Raw genomic sequence first — 21581 nt, 5'->3', positions numbered from 1 at the left:
GCGGGTGGTGGCGCCCGCGACGACCCTCCCCGGCCGTCACGGCGCCGTCGCCCCGCCCACCCCTGTCCCGAAACACCCCTGTCCCGAAACACCTCAAGAGAGAGATCGAGGAACACCCGTGACCGTGACGGAAGACGTCCGCCCCTCCGAGGCGCCGGAGACCGCCGCCCAGGTCCTCTCGGCCGAGCAGCGGTACGCCGACGAGTTGGCCTTCCTGGCCGCGTACGACGACGGGGCCCGGCCGCCGGGCTGGGCGCTGACCCCGCGCGCCGTGGTCACCTTCATCCAGGGCAGCGACGGCGAGGCGTTGAAGCTGCCCGCCGAGCGGCGCACCGGCCCGGCCGGCACCGAACTGCCGGCCAGCATGACCATCCCGGCGAAGTTCGTCGGCGAGCGGAGCCTGGTCGAGCGGTGCGTGGTCACCCTGGCCGGCGAGCGGGGCCTGCTGCTGGTCGGCGAGCCCGGCACCGCCAAGTCCATGCTCTCCGAGCTGCTGGCCGCCGCCGTCTGCGGCACCAGCGCGCTGACCGTGCAGGGCACCGCCGGCACCACCGAGGACGCCTTCCGGTACGGCTGGAACTACGCCCTGCTGCTCGCCCAGGGCCCGACCCCGCAGGCGCTTGTCGACTCGCCGGTGCTGACCGCGATGCGCACCGGCCGGGTGGTCCGGATCGAGGAGGTCACCCGCTGCCTGCCCGAGGTGCAGGACGCGCTGGTGTCCATCCTGTCCGACCGGCGGATGAACGTGCCGGAGCTGTCCGGCACCGAGGACGGGCTGATCCGCGCCACGCCCGGGTTCACCGTGATCGCCACCGCAAACCTGCGGGACCGGGGCGTGTCGGAGATGTCCTCGGCCCTCAAGCGCCGGTTCAACTTCGAGACCATCCATCCGATCTCGGACGCGGATGTCGAGACCGACCTGGTCCGCCAGCAGGCCACCGCCGCCGTGCAGCGCGCCGGCGCGGCGTACACGGTGGACGACGCGGTGCTGGACGCCCTGGTCACCGTGTTCCGCGACCTGCGTTCCGGCCGGTCGGGCGAGGGCTGGGACGTGGAACGGCCCGGCACGGTGATGTCCACCGCCGAGGCGGTGCAGGTGGCGGTGTCGCTCGGCCTGGCCGCCGCGTACCTGCCCGGCGGGGACGCGCTCGACCTGGTGCCCGGGCACCTGCTCGGCGTGGTCCGCAAGGACGACCAGAACGACCACGCCCGGCTGCTCGGCTACTGGGACGGCCCGGTCCGTCGCCGCGCCGAGGACGGCTCGGCGATGTGGCGCCGGCTCTGGGACCTGCGGGAGAGCCTGCGGTGACGACCCTCTCCAGCACGACGCCCGGTGCGGCCCCACCGGCCGCCGACCCGGCGAGGGTCGATGCGACGTCGGCCGATCCGCGCGCCGTGGTCGACGCGCTCGCCGGTTCGGTGCGGCCCTACCTGATCGGGGTGCGGCACCACAGCCCGGCGCTGGCGGCGGTGGTGCCGGCACTGCTGGACGCCGCCGGGGCCGAGGTGGTCTGCATCGAGCTGCCGGCCGACTTCCAGCGCTGGCTGCCGTACCTGTCCGATCCGGCCGCCCGGGCCCCGCTGGCCCTGGTCGGCAGCCACGGCGCGGACGGGCCGATGGGCTTCTACCCGTTCGCCGACTTCTCCCCGGAACTGGCCGCGATCCGCTGGGCCCGGCGGCACGGCGTGGAGGTGGTCTGCTGCGACCTGCCGCTGGCCGACCCCGGCTGGAGCGCCGGCGCCACCGACTCCGACCCGACTGCCGGTGCCGAGCCCGCACCGGACGCGGGGGAGCCGGTGCCCGGCCTGCGCCGGTCCTACGCCGCCGCGCTCAGCGCCAGCGGCACCGGCCGCGACGGCGACGACCTGTGGGACCGGGTGGTCGAGGTGCGGGCCCCGGGCTGCCCGCCCGAGGCGGTCCGCCGGGCCGCGCTCGGCGTCGGCTGGGCGATGCGTACCGACAGCGCCGACCGCGACGGCGTGCCGGCCCGGGACCTGGCCCGCGAGCGGCACATGCGCCGGGTACTGGCCGAGGCCGGCGCCGACGGCCGGCGGGTCGCCGCCGTCGTCGGCGCCTTCCACGCCCCGGCCCTGGTCTCCGCCCCGTCGACCGCCGACGCCGACGCCGTCGCGTCCACCCGGCCCGGCACCGCCCCGGCCGATCCGGTCCGGTCCGTGACGACCCCGCCCGGGCCGGCCGCCACCGACGGCGGCACGGCTGTCACCTCGCTGGTGCCGTACGCGTTCGACCTGCTCGACTCCCGGTCCGGCTACCCGGCCGGGATCCGCGACCCGCGCTGGCAGCAGTCCGTCCTCACCGCCGCCGGTGACCCGGAACGGATCCGGGCCGCCGCCGCCCGGGCGGTCACCGACGTGTGCCGGGACCTGCGCGCGGCCGGTCACACCGCCGGCACCGGCGAGGCCACCGAGACGGTACGGCTCGCCGACGACCTGGCCCGGCTGCGGAACCTGCCCGCCCCCGGCCGGGGCGAGGTGCTGGAGGCGGTGACCACCGTGCTCGGCCAGGGTGAACTGCTCGGCCGCGGCCGGGCGCTGGCCAGGGCCCTGGAGAACGTGCTGGTCGGCGCCGAACGGGGCCGTATCGCCCCCGGCACGCCGCGCTCCGGGCTCGGCCCGGCGGTCGAGGCGGAACTCGCCACGCTGCGGCTGCCCGACCCGGGCAGCCCCAAGGCCCGCGAGGTGCGGCTGGACCCGCTGCGCACCGACCTGGACGGGCGGCGGGAGATCCTGCTGCAACGCCTCCAGGTCTGCGGCGTGGGCTACGGCGAGCCCGTCGCCGTGTCCGGCACCGGCGACGGCGCCGCCCTGACCACCCGCTGGCAGCTGGCCTGGACGCCGTCCGTGGCGGCCCGGCTGGACCTGGTCGGCGTACGCGGGGTGACCGCCGCGCTGGCCGCCGCCGGCACCCTGCGGGAGCGGTTCCGCCGGGAGGCCGCCGACGGTGGCCCCACCGCCGCGCAGCTGCTCACCGGGCTGCGCGACGCCGCCCGGTGCGACCTGCCGGAGCTGGTCACCGACCGGCTCGACCTGGCCGCCACGGTGCTGCCGGGCACCGGCACGCTGCCCGAGCTGCTGGCCGCACTGGACCTGTTGGAGGCGCTACGCCGCGAGCACCTGCCCGGCACCACCGCCGACGGCCGGGCCCGGGCGGCCGAGCTGGCCGTCGTGCTGCTGGACGCGGCGGTGCGCGGGCTGCCCGGCCTGGCCGGCAGCGACACCCCGGCCGACGCCGCCGCGCTTGTCGATCTCGCGGTCCGGGCCGGCGAGGACCGCATCGGGCTGCGCCTGGACGAGGCCCTCGACCACCTGGCCCGCGCCGGCTCGCCGCTGATCCAGGGGGCTGCCCTGGCCGCGCGGGTGCTGCTCGACCTGACCGACCTGGAGACCCTGGGCACCCGGGTGGCCGGCTGGATCGACGCGGCGACCGGACCGGACACCCGCCGGCACCTGCACCGGCTGCTCGGCGGCCTGCTCACCGGGGCGCACCCGCTGTTGCAGTCCGCCCCGGCCGCGCTGGACCCGCTGCTGGAACGGATCGAGCGGCTCCCCGACGCCGACTTCCTGGACCGGCTGCCCGCGCTGCGCGGCGGATTCGACGTGCTCACCCCGGCGGCCCGGGACCGGCTGCTGCACACCGTCACCGAACGGCTGGGTGACCGGCTCGACCTGAGCCTGTCCGCCCCGCCGGAGCTGCTGGCCCGCTGGGCCGCCGCCGACGCGGCCGGGCGGGCCGCCCTGCTCGCCCGCCACCTCCCCGTCCCGGGCACGCCGACCGGCCCCACCGCGGTCGAGGCCGATGCCGGCGCCACGCCCGGGCCGGCCACCCCGGACGCCCGGCTCACCGCCAGCGACCGGTGGCGACTGCTGCTCGGCCGCCAGCCCGACCGGTTGCCGGCCGACGCCCGCCGCTACGCCCGCGCCCTGGACGAGCTGTACGGGGCGGGCCAGGGCGAGGGCGCCACCGACCTCGGCCAGGCGGCCGGCGGCGGCCAGGAGGCCTCCTTCCCGACCGCCCGCGAGTGGGCCGACGAACTCGAGGCGCTGTTCGGCACCGCCGTACGCGAGGAGGTCATCGCCCGGGCGGCCGAGAGCGGCCGTACCGACGTGCTCACCGAGCTCGACCCGGCCGCCGTACGCCCCTCGATGGAACTGCTGACCTCGGTGCTGTCGCTGGCCGGTGGCCTGCCCGAGGGGCAGTTGGCCAAGCTGCGGCCACTGGTGCGGCGACTGGTCGAGGAGCTGACCAGGCAACTGGCCACCCAGGTGCGTCCGGCGCTGACCGGGCTGACCAACCCGCGTCCGACCAGCCGTCCCGGTGGCCGGATCAACCTGGCCCGTACGCTGCGGGCGAACCTGGCGCACACCCAGCGGCTCGGCGACGGCCGGACGGTCGTGGTGCCGCAACGCCCCGTCTTCAACACCCGCACCCGCAAGGAGGCCGACTGGCGGCTGGTGCTGGTGGTCGACGTGTCCGGCTCGATGGAGGCGTCGGTGGTGTGGTCGGCGTTGACCGCCGCCGTACTGGCCGGGGTGCCCACCCTGTCCACCCACTTCCTCGCCTTCTCCACCGAGGTCGTCGACCTGACCGACCGGGTCGACGACCCGCTGTCGCTGCTGCTGGAGGTGCGCGTCGGCGGCGGTACGCACATCGCCGCCGGGCTGGCCGCCGCCCGCTCGCTGGTGACCGTGCCGAGCCGCACCATCGTCGCGGTGGTCAGCGACTTCGAGGAGGGCTATCCGCTGGCCGGGCTGCTCGGCGAGGTCCGCACGCTTGTCGGTTCCGGCGTGCACCTGCTCGGCTGCGCCGCGCTGAACGACAGGGGAGTGCCCTGCTACTCGGTGCCGGTCGCCGAGCAGCTCGTCGCGGCCGGGATGCCGGTCGCCGCTCTCAGCCCGCTCGAACTCGCCCGCTGGGTGGGCGACCGCATCCGCGGAGGATCACGTTGACGGACCGCACAGCCACCGCCGTGGACACCGACCGGTTGCCGCCGGTGCTGCCGGCGGTCGCCGCCGCGGCGGTGGCGGCCCTGCCACCCCGGCTGCACAGGCGGCTGGACGCCGCCGTCGAACGGCTGGCCGGCGTACCGGTCGGCCCGGTCGACGGGGGCGTCTCGGTCGACTGCGGCCCGGAGTCGCTGGTCATCCTGACGCCCGGTGCGACGGGCGCGGTCACCGACCCGGACCAGGCGCGGTGCAGCTGCCTGCTGGCGCCCCGCTGCCTGCACCGCACCGCCGTCCTGCTCGCCTGCCCCGTCGCCGACCCGGCCGCCCACCCCGATCCGGCGTCCACCGCCGCGGCGTCCCCGACGTCGGGCAGCGCCGGCACGGCGTCCGGCAAGACCGGCCGGACCGCGCGTACCAGGAAGTCGGCCGGCGCGGCGCCGACGAAGGCGCAGCGGGCCGCGGCCGGCGCGCTGTGGCGGGCGGCCGCCGCGGTGCTCGCGGCCGGCGTGCCGGCGGCCGGGGCGGTGCCCCAGGCCGAACTGCTGCGGGCCGCCCACGGCGCCCGCCTGGCCGGCCTGCCGCGGGCCGAGAGCGCCGCGCTGCGCACGGTACGTGGGCTGCGCGCGCACCGGGGCCGGCAGAACGGCCACCGGTTGGCCGAGCTGGTCGAGGTGCTGCACGACCTGCTGTACGTCACCGGCCGGCTGGCCGCCGGCGACGCCGACCCGGCGCTGGTCGGCGTCCTGCGGCGGGCCTACCAGCCGGACGGCACCCTCGAGGTGTACGGCGTCTGCCGCGAACCGGTGATCAGCGCGACCGGGTACGCCGGGGTGGTCACCCACCTGGTGGCCGCCGACGGGCGCCAGCTCTCCTTCGGCGACGTGAAACCGGGCGGTCCGGACCGGGCACGGGACTGCGCCCGGGCGGTCACCGAGATGGGCGCGGTCGCGGTCAACCACGCGGTACTGGCCCGTGGCGGCCTGCGGATCACCGGCACCACCGTCTCCCCGGACGGCCGGCTCGGCGCCGGTAAGGGGGTCCGGGCCACCCCGCTCACCGGGGCCGACTGGTCCACCGGGCCGCTGGCGCGACTGTTCGCCCGCCCGCTCGCCGAGGTGGTGACCGCGCAACTCGCCACCGACGACCCGGAGGACCCGGCCCGGGCGGGGACCGCGCTGTTCGGCGGTGACCTGATGGTGGTGGGCGCCGCCGGTGACCAGGTGCTGGCCCGCGAGCTGGCCCCCGCCACCGACGAAGGAGGCGAGCGGGCGCCGGTGCCGGACGGGCCGCTGATCCGGCTGGTGCCGGTCGACTCCCACCCGATGCTGGCCCACGTGGCCAACCTGCGGCGGCTCGCCTCCCGGCCCGGCCTGCGGGTCCGGGTGGTCGGCCGGCTGGACCCGGACCGGGCCAGTACGCTGCGACCGCTCGCGGTCGGCCCGGTGCCCGGTGCCGCCGCCACGTTGCGGCTGCCGGCGGACTGGCACGGCCGGGCGGACCTCGGCTACGACGAGCTCCAGGGCGGCCACCTGCCGCCGCGCGACCCGGCGGAGACGACCGGCCCCGTCCTGGCCGTCGGCGCCGACGCGGTGGCGGAGTCCCCGCTGTGGCGGGTCCGCCGGCTGGTGGAGTTGGCCGTCTCGGGCGGTCGTCGCGCCGTCGCCGAGGCGGCCCGCGGCGACGGCACCGGCCTGGCCGGCCCGCTGCGCCGCGCAGGCTTCACCACCGCCGCCGCGCTCACCACCGCCCTGGCCGACGAGTCCGACCGGCGCGGCCGGGACGCGTTCGGCCGGCGTACCGATCCCGACCCGGACCGGTACGCGTGGGCCTGGCTCGCCGCGACCGCCCACCTCGCCGCCGCCGAGCGGGAGCTGATCCGGTCCTCCTGGACCGCCCCGCCGCTCGGCTGACCTGCGGGAACCCGGGCCGGTGGCGGGTGGTGGTCCGGTCGCCACCGACGCCCCACCGCCGAGGGCCCGGCACCCTTCCGAACCCGGGCGGGTGCCGGGCCCTCGGGCGAGGGGAACGCACGCGTGGGGGCCGTGCGCGTCACGACCCGCCCGCCGGGCGGTCCTCGGGCACATCGGGGGAAACCCGGTGGACGTCCGTGACGCGGGACTAGATTGATTCCACATGGTCGAAAACGGACGGGGGACGGGTCGTGCGTGGACTCACGGACAAGGTCGTGCTCGTGACGGGGGGCGGATACAGCCCCGAGCAGGTCGGTTCCGGTCTCGGCCAATCCATGTGCGTGGAGCTCGCCCAGGAAGGGGCGAAGATCGTCGTGTCCGACCTCTCCCTGGAACGCGCCAACGCGACTGTCGAGCGGATTCGCGACGCCGGGGGAGACGCGACGGGGGTGGCGGCGGACGTCACCGACGAGGCTTCGGTCGACGCCATGGTGAGGGGCGCTCTCGACGCGTACGGCCACGTCGACGTGCTGGTGAACAACGCCGGCGTGTTCGGCGCCTACCTCCCGCTGCTCGAGATCGAGACCAGCCAGTGGGAGCGCGTCATGGCCGTCGACCTGAAGGGCGTCTTCCTCGCGACGAAGGCCGTGCTTCCCCACATGCTGGAGCGCGGCAGCGGCGTCGTGATCAACGTTTCCTCCGCCTCCGGTCTGGTCGCCAGCGAGGTCGGGGCCGAATACACCACGGCCAAGCACGGCGTCATCGGGCTGACCAAGCAGATCGCCTATGACTACGGCCACCGGGGCATCCGCGCCGTGGGCATCGGGCCCGGCGTCATCAAGACGGCAGCGTTCGAGGGCGCGGAGATCACCAGCGACTTCCCGTTCTACGACCTGACCATGCAAGCCCCCGCCGGCCGGTACGGCGAACCCCACGAGGTGGCCAGGGCGGTCTGTTTCCTCGCGAGCGACGACGCCTCCTTCATCCACGGCCACACCATCCCGGTCGACGGCGGGTCTCCCGTCAGGTGACCGAGCCGGCCGGCCCGGCCGAGGCCCGCCGAAGCGCTTGCTAATTCGTATTAGCACCTTGACGCCGCCGAGACGGCGCGCGCAGACTCATCGATCAACGAACCCGTTCCGCGCTGAGCGTCCACACCGTCCGGTCGCTCAGCGCGGGATCGAGTGACGCCTGCCCGCACCCCCCTGCCCCCGTCGGCGCGCCCCACGAACGGAGGGAACGCGATGACGCGTACCCCGGAAGGCTCCTTCTCCCGACGCACGCTGCTGCGTGGCGCGGCGGCCGCCGGTGTCGCGACCGCGACCACCGGCGCCGGCCTTGCCACGACCTCCACGCCGGCGCTCGCCGCACCGGCCGGCTTCCCCAACTACCGGTACGTGCGCGACGCGTTCGACAGGCCGTTGCGTTACAACCCGACCGGCGAGTTCATCTTCCCGTGCGTGCGCGGGGTCTACGACAAGATCAGCGGCGCGCTCGGCCGCTACTACCTCTACTACGCGCCGCACGACGCGCCCGGTGGGATCTGCCTCGCCTACGCCAACCGGCTCGAGGGCCCCTACACCGAGTACGCCAACAATCCCGTCGTCGACCGGGTGCTGCCGACCACGACGGTGAGCCACGTGTCGTCGCCGCACGTGGTGTGGGACGCGCCGACCCGGCAGTTCTACCTGTACTTCCACGGCGAGAACTACACGACGCGCGTCGCCCGCTCGAGCGACGGCGTCCGCTTCACCGACGAGACGCCGATCCTGTCGACGAACCTGGTGCCCAACACGACCGAGACCTCGTACGCGCGGGTCTTCGAGCACTCGGTGGCTGGCAAGGGAAACCGCTACGTGATGGTGTTCATGGGCGCCCACACGATCCGGCCGGGCACCCGGAAGATCTTCTGGGGCTGGTCGCCGAACGGGTGGAGCGGCTGGCAGTTCTCCCCGAACCCGCTGGTGTCGCCGTCGGGCGACGGGCTCACCGACATCTCCGCGCCGCACCTGTTGAAGCGCAACGGCACCGCGTACGTCGCGTACCACGGCAGCAGCGGCAACATGTACCTGACCGAGGTCGGCAACAACTTCGACCGGGAGGTCCACCTCGGCGTGTTCCACCGGCCGATCGCGTCGGACAACGGCCGGGTGGCGTCGCCGACGTTCGGCACCGACGGCGGCGTGGAGTACATGCTCTACGAGGCCGGGCCCCGCCTCGACGCCAGGATCTGCGTGGCCCGCGCGGTCTAGGGCCACATCAGGCGGCGTCGCCCGGTCGGTCGGTGGTCGCGGCTCCGGCCACCGGCCGGGACGGACCGGCCCGGTCGTCCCCACCCGTGCGGGGTGGATCCGGCTGCGGTTCGGGCGCGGCGAAGGTGACCGGTGCGTCGAACGCGGCCCGCCGTGCGGCGCGGCGCAGCGCGGCGAGCACCGCGGGGCCGGCGAGGACGATCGCCACGGCGGTGGTGATCGCGCGTCCGGTGTCCCAGCCGAAGGTGGAGGTGACCGCCGTGAACACGGCGAAGCGGTGCAGGTTCTCCAGCAGTGGCGCTCCGGCGACGTAGGAGAGCTGGGTGTCCGCGCCGATGCTGAACGGCCAGAACCACAGGTTCATCAGCAGTCCGTAGCCGTAGGCCGCGAGGACGCCGTAGCCGGCCAGGGCAGCGATCTCGCCGCGGCCCCGCAGCCTCGCCGGTAGCAGGCCGGCGCCGAGACCGATCCAGGACGCGGCCAGCATCTGGAACGGCAGCCACGGCCCGACCCCCGCGGTGAGCAGCGCGGAGGCGAACAGCGACGTCGAGCCGAGCAGGAAGCCGAATCCGGGCCCGAACACCCGGCCGGCGAGTACGAGGAGGAAGAACACCGTCTCGATGCCCGCGGTGCCGGCGCCGAGCGGGCGCAGCGCGGCGTTGACGGCCGCGAGCACCCCGAGCATCGCCAACGCCTTGCTGTCGATGCCGCCGGAGCTGAGTTCGGCCAGCACCAGCGCCACGAGCACCGGCAGCACCACGAGGAACACCAGCGGCGCCTCGCCCGTGCGGGCGGTGCTCTCGGGGTGGGCGGGGACGAAGAACGGCCAGGTGAAGGTCGCCAGTGCGGCGGCCGAGGCCAGCACCAGCACGACGGCGGTACGCGGGGCGACCCGCAGCACGCTCACTCCGGCGCCCCGGTCGTGGCCAGTGCGGCCGCGACCTGCTCCACGGTCAGCCACGGCGCGGGGGCGAGGACCTTGGCCACCTGGGGGGCGAACGCCGGCGAGGCGAGCATGACCTCCGCGGTGGTGCCAGCGGCGACGATCTCCCCCTCGGCCATCACCACGACCTGGTCGGCGAGGGCCGCGACGAGTTCGACGTCGTGCGTCGCGATAAGCACCGCCCGGCCGTCGGCGGCCAGCCGTCGGACGACGGCGGTGAACTGCCGCTTGGCGCGGTAGTCCAGGCCGCGGGTCGGCTCGTCGAGCAGAACCACCGGCGGGGCGGCGGTGAGCTGGACGGCGAGCGCGAGCGCGAGCCGCTGCCCCTCGGAGAGGTCACGGGGGTGCCGGTCGGCGGGCAGCCCCGGGGTGAGCTGGTCGAGCATCGTCCGACAGGTGCCGGCCGGTGCGCCGGTCTCCCGGTCGGCCTGGTCGCACTCGGCTTCCACCGTCTCCAGGTACAGCAGGTCACCGGGGGTCTGCGGAACCAGACCGACATGCCGGCGGGCCCGGCCCGGCGGCAGGGCCTTCGGGTCGACGGTGCCCTGCGCGCCGACGACGGCGACGGTGCCGCCCTGGCGGGGGCCGCTGCCCTGCACCGCCCAGAGCAAGCTCGACTTGCCGGAGCCGTTGCGCCCCATCAACGCCACGATCCGCCCGGGAGACAGGTCGAGGTCGACGCCGGCCACGGCGACCGTCCCCGGGTAACGCACGACGACGTCGCGGGCCGTCAGGACGGGGGGCCCGTCCGGGACCGTCGCCGCGGCCGGCACGGCGGCCTCGGTGAGCCGGTGGCGCAGGGCGGCCGCCCGCCGGCGGGCATCGCGTACGGACAGCGGCAGCGGCGTCCAGCGGGCGAGACGGCCCAGCTCGACCAGCGGCGGTGCGATGTCGACGTCGGCGAGCACGGCGGCCGGTTCCCCGTCCACCACCCGACCGTCGCCGGGCAGGTAGAGCAGCCGGTCGGCGTACTGCACGACCCGTTCCAGCCGGTGCTCGGCCAGCACCACCGTCACGCCGAGGTCGTGCACCAGCCGGGTCACCACGGCGAGCACGTCCTCCGCCGCGGTGGGGTCCAGCGCGGAGGTGGGCTCGTCGAGCACCAGCACCCGCGGGTGGGCGGTGAGGACCGACCCGATGGCGACGCGCTGCTGCTGCCCGCCGGACAGCGTCCGCAGCGGCCGGTCGCGCAGCTCGGCGATGCCCAGCAGGTCGAGGGTCTCCTCGACCCGTTTGCGCATCACCGCCGCCGGCAGGGCGAGCTGCTCCATCCCGTAGGCGAGCTCCTCCTCGACGGTGTCGGTGACGAACCCGGACAGCGGATCCTGCCCGACCACGCCGACGACGTCGGCGAGGTCGCGCGGCGGATGATGGCGGGTGTCCCGGCCGTCGACCGTCACGCTGCCGTGCAGGGTGCCGCCGGTGAAGTGCGGCACCAGCCCGTTGATCGCCCGCAGCAGCGTGGACTTGCCCGTACCGGTGCGACCGACGACCAGGCAGAGCTCGCCCTCGTCGATGCGCAGCGTCACGTCCCGCAGGGTCGGGCGGTCGCTCTCGGCGTAACGGACGGTCACCCGGTCGAAGTCGATCACGAAGGGCCTCCCGGTGCGGGGGACGACGACGCCAGCCGACCCGCTCCGTCCGCCGACGCGGCGTCGACCGGACCGCGGGCTGCGGTCGACGGGCCGGCGGTGCGCGCGGCGGACGTCCGCGCGAGCACGGGAGGCGGCGCCAACCAGGCCGGTGCCGCCGCGACCAAGACGGCGAGCAGCGTCAGCGGCGTCAGCTCGGGCCAGGTGAGGGGGCTCACCGGCGGATAGAGAAGCTCCGGATCGACCGAACCGGCCAGCACCGTCAGCGCGGCGGCACCCACCCCGCAGCCGGCCACGAGCAGTTCCTCGCCCCGCCAGTGGTCCGGCCGGTAGCGGCTGCGCCGCACCCGACGGCCGGCCAGCAGCATGCCGGCCACGGCGGTCAACAGGCCGACGAGGAGCATCGGCAGACCCAGGTACGCGGGGCCGGTGGCGTCGAGCAGCCCGTACGTGCCGGCGCAGACGCCGACCAGCCCGCCGAGCACCAGCGCACCGGTGACGGCGCGCTGCCCGGCCGGCACCGCCGGGGTGCGGCCGTAACCCCGGGAGTCCATCGCCGCGGCCAGTGCCAGCGACCGGTCCAGCGCGTCGGCCAGCACCGGCAGCGCGATGCCCCGCAACGCCCGTACCCCCCGGCCGGAGGCGCCCCGCAGCCGCCGCGCCCGGCGGACCCGCAGCACGCTCTCCACCAGTTGCGGGGCTACCGACAGGGCCACCACCACTGCCGTGCCCACCGCGTACAGGGCCCCGGGCACTGCTTTGAGCAGCCGCTTCGGGTTGGCGAGGGCGTTCGCCGCGCCCAGGCAGACCAGCATCGTGGCCAGCCGCAGCCCGTCGTAGAACCCGCCGAGGAGCTGCTCGGCGGCGACCGGCCCGAACAGGCGGATTCCCGCCGCCCACGCGGGCAGGGGAATTTCGGGGAGCCGGACGAGCACGTGGTCGCCCTGCCCGCCGCCGAACACGATCCGGAACAGCACCCGCATCGCCACGATCACCGCGCCGAGCACCAGGTACATCCGGAACGCCAGCGCCCACGGCGCGTCTCCCCGCCGCCGGACGACCACCAGCGCGGCGACGGCGACGAGCAGGCCCAGCGGGAACGGGTTGGTGGTGTGGCTGGCCGCGGTGGCCAGGCCGAGCGCCCACAGCCACCACGCGCCGGGGTGCAGCGCCCGGGGCAGGCGCGTCGCCCGGCCCACCGGCCGTGCCCGGTCCGCTCCGGCGAGCCGCTCCACCCGGCGGGTGCTCCGGTCAGTCATCCGGCTCGACGGTCCGCCGCCGCCGTGCGGCCAGCAGGCCGCCCGCGCCGAGCGCGACCAGCAGCAGCACGCCGGCCGCCGTCCCCAGCGGGATCCCGCGAGCGTCACGGGGCGCGGCGACCTCGGTCACCACCGGCTGGTCGACGGAACTGCCCGCCGGTGGGCTGGCGGCAGCACCTGCGGGTGGCGTGGCGACGCCCGCGCCCGCTGTCGGGACCGGGCTGCCGGCCGTCGGCGTACCGGTGGGGAGCGGCGCGGGCCCGGCGGAGCCCGGCGCCGGTACTGCCGCGCCGGGCCGGCCCGCGGTGGCAGGTGGTGGCGGGACCGGTCGACCGTCTCCTGCCGGCGGTGGCGCGACCGGGCCGCCCCGGGTGGGCGGTGCCGGGGGCGGAGGGCTCGGTGGTGGTGGCGGTGGCGCGGGACGCCTCGGCGCGGCGCCCGGCCGGGGTGCGTCGTTGGCGTTGCGGTTGAGCGAGAACGACCAGCCCTCGAAGCTGCCGGCCGGCGGCTTGCGGTTGAGCACACCCTTGTCGCTGTACGTCCAGCTGCCGCCGCTGGTCGCGTGCCAGTACGACCAGTAGGCGCTGGCGGGAGGCGTGTCGACGCACTTCTCGGACACCGTCGACGGCTTGCCCTCGATCCGGCAGACGAACCCCTCGCCCCAGCGCAGCGTGCCGGTGATCTGGAACCCGGCGTTCTTGAGGGCCGCCAGCCCGGTGGACTGCTCGCCCCGGGCGCACCGCACCACGGTCCCGCCGCCGAGTTCGTTGAAGTCGACCACCACGGTCACACCGGAGGCGTCGGGGCAGTAGCCGGCCGATCCGGCGGCCCTCGCGGGGGTGCCCGGTCCGACCATCGTGCCGGCGGCGGTGAGGGCGACGACCAGTCCGGCGCGGGCGGCCCGGACGGTCACGCCGCCCGCCGACGGCCGAGTACGACGAGCAGCACCCCGCCGCCGACCAGCAGGAACGCGATCAGCACGTAGCTGGTGATCGCCGCGCCGGTCGTCGGCAGCCCGCCGAGGCCCGGGGTGGTCGGGGCCGGGGTCGCGCTCGGGGCGGCGGTCGTCGACGCCGTGGCGGACGGGGTCGACGGCACGGTCGTGGCGGACGGGCTCGGTGTCGGGACGGCCGTCCCGGTGGGCGTCGGTGACCCGGTGGGCACCGGCGAGGTGGTGGCGGTGGGGGAGGCGGTGGCGGTGGGCGGCGCCGTGCCGGTCGGGGTCGGTGCGGGCGACGACGGCGGCGGGTCGAGGCCGATGCGTCCCAGCGGCACCTGTACGAGGCCGAGGACGGCCTGTGCGCTGCCTCGACGCCACTGGTCCCGGTCGGTGTCGGTGATCCCGGACGCGACGGCCGTCGTCAGGCTGTCGGTGTTGTAGGCGACGGCGCCCGCGTCGGCGGCGGCCGCGCCGCCGTTTGCCGCGGTGAGCTGGAGTGCGGCCAACGCGCCGGCGGCCCGCGCGGCCTCGGCGTCGCGGCCGGCGGCGGCGAGGGCCTGCCCGGCCAGGCCGGTGCTGTTGGAGTTCGCGCCGGTGGTCGGGCCGGAGCCGCCGAACGAACCGTCGGCGCGCTGCTGATCCACCAGCCAGGCCGCGCCCTTGGCGGCCGCCGCGGTGGCGCCGGCGGCGCCGTCGGCAGCGGCGGCGAGCAGCGCCTGCACGGCCATCGCGGTCGAGTCGACGTCGAGGGTGGCGTCGGCCTGCTCGTCGCAGGACGGGGACGGGCCGTCGGCGGTGTCGGGGTAGAGCCGGAACCCACCGGCCGCGCACTGCTGGCGGATGAGGAAGTCGACGGTGTCCTGCGGTACGTCGCCGCTGCGAGCCAGGCCCAGCACGGCGAAGGACTGGTCGAAGGCGTTGCTGGCGTCCGGACCGGTGTCGGCGGTGGTGCGGCTGGTGATCCGCCCCCGCTGGTGTCCGGCGTCCGCCCCGGCGACCAGTGACAGGGTCTCCGTCCGCAGGTCGAAGCCGCCGAAGTCGGTGGGGTCGGCCCCGGCGGCGGAGGCGGCGTACAGCAGCTTCGCGGTCGACCCGCCGTCGAGGAAGCCGGAGATGCCCCAGTCGTCGAGGCTGTTGTAGGACCGCACGTGCGCCGCGACCTGCGCCGTCGCGGCCTGCCGGACCGGCGCGTGCACCCCGGTGGCGGAGAGGGCGAGGAGCCCGTCGATGGTCAGACCCCAGTCCGGACCGCCGAACGGGCCGGGCAGCACCCCGTCGGCGAACTCGCCGGCCAGCCAGGAGGCGGCGTCGCGCGCGGCGGCGGCGTGGGCCGGGGCGGGTGCGGCCACGACAGTCAGGGGTACGGCGGTGAGCGCGGCGATCGTCGCCGCGGTGGCGGCGACGACGCCGGCGCCGAGACGCCGGGAACGGGACCGGGACATGAGGGGTGCCTTTCGCAGAGCGGTCGGTGGAAGCTCCGGAAAGCACCCGGGGACAGCGACACCCCGCTCGCGTGATGCGATGAGCGGGGTGGAACGGACCTCGGTGGCCCGGACTTCACCCTGTAAACCTCGACAGTGGAAGCCGCTCGTCCCGGGCGAGGCATTCCGGCTCGCGAGGCCGGGGCCTCGCTCACGGTTGCGGGTCAGCGCCGGCTTCGCACCGGCTTCCCCCCACTCGGGACGTATGCAGTTGTGGCCCGGCGTGCACCGGGTGCCGACACCGTACCGCCCGCACGTCGCGCGACGCCAGGGAGGTGGCCGACACCCGGTGCACCACTGCGGTCACACCCGGTGTGCGGCCACGGTCAGGGCGCGGCGATGCTCGGCGGGGCGCCCGCGCCGAACGACCAGCCCTCGACGGTGCCCGGGGCCGGGTTGTAGCTGCTCGCGCCGGACGTGCTGTAGGACCAGGCGCCGCCGCTGGGGGCATGCCAGTACGACCAGTACGCCGTCGCGGGCGGGGTGTTGACGCACGGATCGGCCGTGGCGGTCGGCTTGCCGTTGATCCGGCAGGCGAACGCCAGCCCCCAGCGCTGGGTGCCGGTCACCGTGAAGCCGGCGCCCTGGAGGGCGGCCAGCCCGGTGGCCGGGTCGCCCGGAGCACAGCCGACCTGGACGCCACCGCCGAGCGCGGCGAAGTCGACCACGACGGTGACGCCGGAGGTGCCGGTGCAGGCCGCGGCGTACCCGGCCCGGGGGGCGGGTTCGACGGCGGTGAGGGCGACGGCGGCGACGGCGGCTGCCAACAGGCCGGCGAGCCGGGTGCGGACGGTGGATCGGTGACGGAACACGGTTCCTCCTGGAATCGGTGGAGCGACGGGACGGGTCACGGGCAGGCGGGGACCGGCGTGCCCGGGGCGGCGAAGGCGAACACCGCGTCGAGGGTGAGGCCCTGGTCGGGGTAGGTGACGCCGTCGAAGACGACCTCGAGGCGTTCGCCGGCGACGAGTTGCCGGGCCAGCCAGCCGGCCGCGGCCTCCGACCGGCCGTCCCCGGCAGGCGAGGTGGGGGAGGCGTGGGCGGATGCCGGTGCGGCGAGGGTGAGGGTGGCGAGGGTGAGGGCGGCGAGCACACCGCGGAACAGGGTGAGCAGGCGGTGCCGGCTCAGGCGGACGACCATCGGAAGCGCCTTTCCGGCCCGGCGGTCGTCAGAAGCCCGGCCACCCGCCGCAGCGCGGGGGTCGACCGGGACTCCGACCCGTGGGCCACGACGGGTGGGGAGCGGATTCTGCGCGTACGTCGGGTATTCGGGCTCGCCGTCGGAGGTGCATCTCGACGGCCTACCGTTGCGGGCCAGCGCCGGAATTCGACCGGACTTCCCCCGCACGCACGCGCGTTGGTTGAGTTGTGGCGCCAGTCTGGAGTGGAGGGACGCCGGATGTCAATGCGTGATCGGCTGCGCGCGTCCGGTCATGGTCCGGTGGTCGGTCAGGGCAGGAGCTCGACGTACCCGTCGGTCGCGTGCAGGCGAATCCGCTGTCCGTTTCGGATCAGCCGGGTCGCCTGCGCCACCCCGACGAGGGCGGGCAGGCCGTACTCCCGGGCGACCACCGCCCCGTGGGTCATGAGGCCGCCCACCTCCGTCACCAGTCCCGCGATCGCGACGAACAGGGGCGACCAGCTCGGGTCGGTGTAGGCGGTGACCAGGATGTCGCCCGGTTCGAGGTCGGCCTCGGCCAGGTCCAGGACGACGCGGGCCCGTCCCTCGACGGTCCCGCCGGAGACCGGGAGGCCGGCCAGCGCGCCGGCCGGCACGTCCTCGCGCCGGTACGCGCCGGCGATGCCCTCGCCCTCCGACGTGAGCACCCGGGGCGGGGTGAGCGTCCGGTACGACCTGAACGCGTCCTTGCGCCGCTGGATGAGCTGGTCGTCCACCTCGTGCGTACGCACGACGTCGTGGAGCTCCTGGAACGTCAGGTAGAAGATGTCCTCCTGCTCCGGGAGCACGTGGGCCCGCACGAGGCGCTCGGCCTCTCTCAGCAGGGCCTGCTTGTAGCTGAGGTAGCGGCTGACGATGACGTACTTCGGATACTCCCGGTACCCGATGAAGGTCCGGACCCGGTCGATCATCCGCTTCGTCTCGTCCGCCCTGCGCTGCCCGTCCGGCAGGGCCCGCAGGCGCTCCAGGACCTCCTGTTCCTTCCGCGCCGCCCGCTGGCGCCCCTGCGCGAAGCGCCGCTCGCGGGCACCCGGCTCGAGGTTCCTGACGTTGTCGAGGATGAGGGGCACGAGCGTGGTGGGGCGTTCGCTCCAGCGTGGCCTCGTGATGTCGATCTCGCCCGCGCAGCGCATGCCGTACCTGTCGAGGTAGGCCCGGATGGCGTCTCGCGCCTCCCGGCCGCCCGGGAACCGGGGCAGCTCGTCCACGAAGCCCTCGTCCTCGACCTCCCGCAGGAAGGCCACCACCTCCGGGTGCGGGCGGATGACGTCGGCGACGTCCAGCAGCGCCAGTCCCATCTCCGACGTGACGTTGTCGGGCGCGGACAGCGTGAGCGTGTCGGCGGCGTTCTTCTCGCCCAGCCACTCGTACAGCCTGTCGTTGAGCCACCACGTGGCCTCCATCCCGGCCATGATCGCCTGCATGCTCAGCGGATCGGCAAGGCCCCGCTTGTGCTCCTCGAAGGCCTCCAGCAGGAAGTCGAACAGCGCCGGCCCGGACTTCGTCCGGATGCCGCGCCGCAGGGTGGCGAGGGCCGCCTGGCTGCGTTCGACCAGCTCGGTGACGATGGCCGGATCGTTCTCGATCGGGGCGGGCGCGCCGCCGGCGGGCGGCCCTGCCGGACCCTGGTCGGGAAGCGACGGGACGAAGTCGCCGCGGCCGAGGACGGTCTCCAGCGCGTCCCTGATCAACGGATCGGACCGCCCCACCATCTCCAGGAGGCCGGCGCGGCTCGCGGGCGCGGCCAGGCGCCCGGTGACGTCGACGAACAGCCTCCCGCCGGCCTCGTGCATCGGCGCCATGGCCGTCAGCTGCCACATGGAGATCCCCAGGGGCTTCATGGGGTCCGTCATCATCTGCTGGTGACCGACGGAGACGTAGACGTGGTTCGCGCCGTCGCCGGCCTCGGGGATGGGGAACAGCGTGGTGATCGGACGGCTCTGGACGATCTGGAAGTCGTCGTCGACCAGGCACCATTCGATGTCCTGGGGGTGGCCGAAGTGGGCTTCGATCCGCCGGCCGAGCCGCACCAGCCGCACGACCTGCGCATCCGTCAGGGCCGGCTGCTCCTGCCGCTCCGAGTCGATCGCCTGTTGCCTCGTCCCGCCGGCCGGCAGGGCGTGGATGGTCAGTCGCTTGGCGGCGATCGCCCTGGCGATGATCCCACCGTCCCGCACCCGGTAGGCGTCGGCGTTCACCAACCCCGAGACCAGCGCCTCGCCGAGGCCGAAGCTCGCCTCCACGACAGCGACCTTCCGGTTGTGCGTGACGGGGTCGGCCGTGAACAGGACGCCGGCCGCCTGCGGGAAGACCATCTTCTGCACGACCACGGCCATCTGGACCGCGCGGTGGTCGATGCCGTTGCGTCGCCGGTAGGCCACGGCCCGCTCGGTGAAGAGCGAGGCCCAGCACCGGCTGACGTGCTGGAGAATCGCCTCCTGCCCCACCACGTTCAGGTACGTGTCCTGCTGGCCCGCGAAGGAGGCCGTCGGCAGGTCCTCCGCCGTCGCGCTGGACCGGACGGCACAGGCAGCCCCCGCACCGAGCCGGGCGAGGGCCCGGATGATCGCCGCTGCCACGTCGTCGGGGAGGACGACCGCTTCGATGGCGCGGCGGATCTCCGCACTGAGGGTGCGGCTCGTCTCCCGGTCGTCCGGGTCCAGGCGCGACAGCCGGTCGAGCCGATCGTCGATCGACGGCGCTTCGGCCATGATCCGCCGGAAGGCGTCCGTCGTCACGCAGAAGCCAGCCGGCACGCGGATGCCCTCGATCCGCGACGAAGCCCCCAGGTGTGCGCCCTTGCCGCCGACGGTCGCGACCTGCGCGTCGCCGACCTCGTGGAGGTCGCACACGTACTGCTCGATCATCGCGACACCTCCGAGGCAGTCGGCATCCGTCGCGACAACGACACTCGCACGTCGTGCGCCGCTTCTTCGCCGGTTTCCGGTTCGGCGGACGATTCTGCGGCAGGACCCGGGTCTTGCGGCAAGCCCTCCAGCCCGATATACGTTGAAGCGGGACAGTTCTTCTCGTGGTTGTCCGCTGCGACGAGGTGACGCCATCACCGACAGGCGCGAAGCGGCGCGATCACCAACAGGGGACCGCCGCGACGTCCTCAGGCCAGCAGTTGCTCGCGCATCCTCGCGCCGGGGTTGAACCCGCCCACCACCCGAGGGCTGGCCGGATCGTGCACGTCCAGCGTGTTGTTGCGGCGCATGAGCTCACGCACCGGAGGTGGCAGCCGGGGCGGGTCGTCCATGGCCGCGAGGATCTGTCCGGCGCTCGTGATCAGCCTGTCGGCGAGGGCGGCGGCGTCGGTGTCCACCCGCACCCGGCCGTACTCCCAGCCGGCGGTGGTGAGGTCGAGCACCTCGAACACGCGGGTCACGAGAGGATTCGGGTCGGTCACCTGGTCGAGCCGGGCAGCCTGGCCGCCGAGCACCGCGACGGCGGCGGCCACCTGCGCGTACGGGTGGAAGCCGCTCGGTAACGCGAACAGCGGCCAGCGCAGGGCTCGGCCGGCCTCCATCCACAATGGCCGGTAGTTGCGGCGGTGCACCAGGAGCCGGCGGCCCGTTCGTCGGTGGACGTCCTGGGCCTGGGCCTGCAGGTCCACGTAGGCCTCGTCGGCGACCTGGCTCACGATCCGGGCCGCCACCACCACGCCGTCGTCGTCGTTCAGCATCCCGGCGACGGCCTGGACCTGCTCGGGGAACCGGAGCTGCGCGTGGGCGCCGTACCGGTGCTGGACGTCGCGGAGCAGAGCCTGCTGCCGTTCCGGATCGAGCTGGACCCGCCCGCCGCCCAGCAGTCGCTGGAGCCAACGCATTTCGCCTCGTTTCAGCAGAGCCGTCCCGGACTGCGGCAATGCTAGTGCGTCGGACCTTCCCGCGCGCGGAAGGGGTCGCCGAGCCGCCGCCGCGTTCCGCCCGACGGCCTGCGGCAACAATGGCCGTCGATATTGACGTGCGACGACGGCGCGGACAGAATCACGGCACCCACCATGATCCCCGCTGGGAGATGCCATGACCCGTCCCCGCCTGCCGTTCCTCCGGGCCGCCAGCCGGCTGGCCGCGTTCGCCGCGGCCACCGCCGGTGTGCTGCTCACCCTCGCCGTACCGGCCAACGCCGCCGCGCCCACCGGGCGCTACGTCGCGCTGGGTGACTCGTACACCTCCGGCCCGCTGATCCCCACCCAGATCGACCTGAACTGCCTCCGTTCCAGCCGCAACTACCCGTCGCTGGTCGCCGCCTCCGTCGGCTCGTCGACGCTCGCCGACGTGAGCTGCTCCGGCGCCACCACGGAGGACATCCTCGTCGGCGGCAGCGGCGCACTGGGCATCTCGTTGCCCCCGCAGCTCAGCGCGATCACCCCGGACACGACGCTGGTCACCGTGCAGATCGGCGGCAACGACATCGGCTTCTCCGGCATCATCACCGAATGCGCCGAGGCGAGCCTGAGCAGCCCTCTCGGGTCTCCGTGCAAGAACCGGTACACCGCCGGTGGCGTCGACCAGTTGCAGGCCAGGATCGCCGCCACGGCGCCGAAGGTGACCGCCGTGCTGCAGGCCGTCCACCGTGCCGCGCCGGGCGCCCGGGTCGTGGTGCTCGGCTACCCGGCGATCGTGCCGGACAGCGGCTACGGCTGCTGGCCGGTGGTCCCGATCGCCTACCAGGACGTGCCGTACCTGCGCAGCGTCCACAAGTCCCTGAACGGGATGCTCGCCAGCACCGCCGCCGCGAACAACGCCACCTACGCCGACGTCTACGCCCCGTCGGTCGGCCGCGACACGTGCAAGAGCAGCGGCACCCGCTGGGTCGAAGGGCTGGTCCCGCAGAACGCCGCCGCCCCCTTCCACCCCAACGCCAGGGGCGAGCAGGGCATGGCCAACGCGCTGCTGGCCAGGCTGAACAGCTGACCGACGATTCCCACCACCGGCGCGACCTGACCCGACGAGCACCGGCCACCCGCCCCGCCGCCCAACGGCGGCGTCACGGGTGGCCGGTGCCGGGCGAACACCGTCACCTGTTCGTCCATCGCCACCTACTGCCCCGCGAC

At 75.1% G+C, this 21581-nt stretch carries 15 protein-coding genes and 2 riboswitches; of the genes, 6 read left to right on the top strand and 9 right to left on the bottom strand.

The genetic code is table 11. The annotated features are described in order from the left end of the window. The first annotated feature begins 118 nt into the window (after positions 1 to 118). From ACGFNF_RS19710 to ACGFNF_RS19690, 5 genes are all read left to right on the top strand, one after another. Positions 119 to 1309: an AAA family ATPase gene (locus tag ACGFNF_RS19710; protein WP_393169623.1), complete on the top strand. Its 1191-nt coding sequence runs from the start codon at positions 119 to 121 to the stop codon at positions 1307 to 1309. After that, positions 1306 to 4968 (top strand): DUF5682 family protein, encoded by a 3663-nt coding sequence (locus ACGFNF_RS19705; protein ID WP_393169621.1) that lies wholly within the window; start codon positions 1306 to 1308, stop codon positions 4966 to 4968. Before ACGFNF_RS19710 ends, ACGFNF_RS19705 begins: the two co-directional genes overlap by 4 nt. Continuing rightward, complete coding sequence (locus tag ACGFNF_RS19700) at positions 4965 to 6875, top strand: hypothetical protein (protein ID WP_393169619.1); 1911 nt, start codon at positions 4965 to 4967, stop codon at positions 6873 to 6875. Before ACGFNF_RS19705 ends, ACGFNF_RS19700 begins: the two co-directional genes overlap by 4 nt. 251 nt (positions 6876 to 7126) lie before the next feature. Beyond that, positions 7127 to 7906 (top strand): SDR family NAD(P)-dependent oxidoreductase, encoded by a 780-nt coding sequence (locus ACGFNF_RS19695; protein ID WP_393169617.1) that lies wholly within the window; start codon positions 7127 to 7129, stop codon positions 7904 to 7906. A 213-nt stretch (positions 7907 to 8119) separates the two neighbouring features. After that, positions 8120 to 9127: a hypothetical protein gene (locus ACGFNF_RS19690; protein WP_393169615.1), complete on the top strand. Its 1008-nt coding sequence runs from the start codon at positions 8120 to 8122 to the stop codon at positions 9125 to 9127. A 7-nt stretch (positions 9128 to 9134) separates the two neighbouring features. Here ACGFNF_RS19690 and ACGFNF_RS19685 read toward each other — a convergent pair whose 3' ends face one another. The 9 genes from ACGFNF_RS19685 to ACGFNF_RS19645 form a co-directional block, all read right to left on the bottom strand. Beyond that, positions 9135 to 10034 carry an ECF transporter S component gene (locus tag ACGFNF_RS19685; protein WP_393169613.1) on the bottom strand — a complete coding sequence of 300 codons (900 nt, stop codon included), beginning with the start codon at positions 10032 to 10034 and terminating at the stop codon, positions 9135 to 9137. Continuing rightward, the gene (locus tag ACGFNF_RS19680) at positions 10031 to 11662 is read right to left on the bottom strand and encodes an ABC transporter ATP-binding protein (protein ID WP_393169611.1); all 1632 of its coding nucleotides are present in this window, start codon (positions 11660 to 11662) and stop codon (positions 10031 to 10033) included. The genes ACGFNF_RS19685 and ACGFNF_RS19680 overlap by 4 nt, the downstream gene beginning before the upstream one ends. Then, positions 11659 to 12921 (bottom strand): CbiQ family ECF transporter T component, encoded by a 1263-nt coding sequence (locus ACGFNF_RS19675; RefSeq protein ID WP_393169609.1) that lies wholly within the window; start codon positions 12919 to 12921, stop codon positions 11659 to 11661. Before ACGFNF_RS19675 ends, ACGFNF_RS19680 begins: the two co-directional genes overlap by 4 nt. Continuing rightward, entirely contained in the window at positions 12914 to 13834 is a 921-nt protein-coding gene (locus ACGFNF_RS19670; RefSeq protein ID WP_393169607.1) for a hypothetical protein, read from the bottom strand. The genes ACGFNF_RS19675 and ACGFNF_RS19670 overlap by 8 nt, the downstream gene beginning before the upstream one ends. Beyond that, positions 13831 to 15303 (bottom strand): cell wall anchor protein, encoded by a 1473-nt coding sequence (locus tag ACGFNF_RS19665; protein WP_393169605.1) that lies wholly within the window; start codon positions 15301 to 15303, stop codon positions 13831 to 13833. Before ACGFNF_RS19665 ends, ACGFNF_RS19670 begins: the two co-directional genes overlap by 4 nt. A 159-nt stretch (positions 15304 to 15462) precedes the next feature. After that, positions 15463 to 15533: riboswitch (cobalamin riboswitch) on the bottom strand. A 135-nt stretch (positions 15534 to 15668) separates the two neighbouring features. Next, positions 15669 to 16154, bottom strand: a complete 486-nt coding sequence (locus ACGFNF_RS19660) for a hypothetical protein (RefSeq protein ID WP_393169603.1) — start codon at positions 16152 to 16154, stop codon at positions 15669 to 15671. Positions 16155 to 16189: 35 nt separating this feature from the next. Next, positions 16190 to 16483: a hypothetical protein gene (locus tag ACGFNF_RS19655; protein WP_393169601.1), complete on the bottom strand. Its 294-nt coding sequence runs from the start codon at positions 16481 to 16483 to the stop codon at positions 16190 to 16192. Between the two features lie 100 nt (positions 16484 to 16583). Further along, positions 16584 to 16716: riboswitch (cobalamin riboswitch) on the bottom strand. 75 nt (positions 16717 to 16791) lie between these two features. After that, complete coding sequence (rph, locus tag ACGFNF_RS19650; RefSeq protein WP_393169599.1) at positions 16792 to 19389, bottom strand: rifamycin-inactivating phosphotransferase; 2598 nt, start codon at positions 19387 to 19389, stop codon at positions 16792 to 16794. 248 nt (positions 19390 to 19637) lie between these two features. Beyond that, positions 19638 to 20351, bottom strand: coding sequence for a hypothetical protein (locus tag ACGFNF_RS19645; RefSeq protein ID WP_357577139.1), 714 nt, complete (start codon positions 20349 to 20351; stop codon positions 19638 to 19640). Between the two features lie 196 nt (positions 20352 to 20547). On the opposite strand from ACGFNF_RS19645, the gene ACGFNF_RS19640 reads away from it, so the two are divergent. After that, positions 20548 to 21441: an SGNH/GDSL hydrolase family protein gene (locus tag ACGFNF_RS19640; protein WP_393169596.1), complete on the top strand. Its 894-nt coding sequence runs from the start codon at positions 20548 to 20550 to the stop codon at positions 21439 to 21441. Positions 21442 to 21581: the final 140 nt, after the last annotated feature.

It is taken from the genome of Micromonospora sp. NPDC048868 (assembly GCF_043198195.1).
Classification (GTDB): domain Bacteria; phylum Actinomycetota; class Actinomycetes; order Mycobacteriales; family Micromonosporaceae; genus Micromonospora; species Micromonospora reichwaldensis.
The sequence above is the reverse complement of the archived record's forward strand: the minus strand, read 5'-3'. Positions and strand labels throughout refer to the sequence as shown.

Bases quoted from the DNA above. Each gene is read 5' to 3' on its own strand.
- ACGFNF_RS19690 (WP_393169615.1), top strand. From the start codon at position 8,120: ATGACGCGTACCCCGGAAGGCTCCTTCTCCCGACGCACGCTGCTGCGT.
- ACGFNF_RS19645 (WP_357577139.1), bottom strand. From the start codon at position 20,351: ATGCGTTGGCTCCAGCGACTGCTGGGCGGCGGGCGGGTCCAGCTCGAT.
- rph (WP_393169599.1), bottom strand. From the start codon at position 19,389: ATGATCGAGCAGTACGTGTGCGACCTCCACGAGGTCGGCGACGCGCAG.
- ACGFNF_RS19665 (WP_393169605.1), bottom strand. From the start codon at position 15,303: ATGTCCCGGTCCCGTTCCCGGCGTCTCGGCGCCGGCGTCGTCGCCGCC.
- ACGFNF_RS19655 (WP_393169601.1), bottom strand. From the start codon at position 16,483: ATGGTCGTCCGCCTGAGCCGGCACCGCCTGCTCACCCTGTTCCGCGGT.
- ACGFNF_RS19675 (WP_393169609.1), bottom strand. From the start codon at position 12,921: ATGACTGACCGGAGCACCCGCCGGGTGGAGCGGCTCGCCGGAGCGGAC.
- ACGFNF_RS19640 (WP_393169596.1), top strand. From the start codon at position 20,548: ATGACCCGTCCCCGCCTGCCGTTCCTCCGGGCCGCCAGCCGGCTGGCC.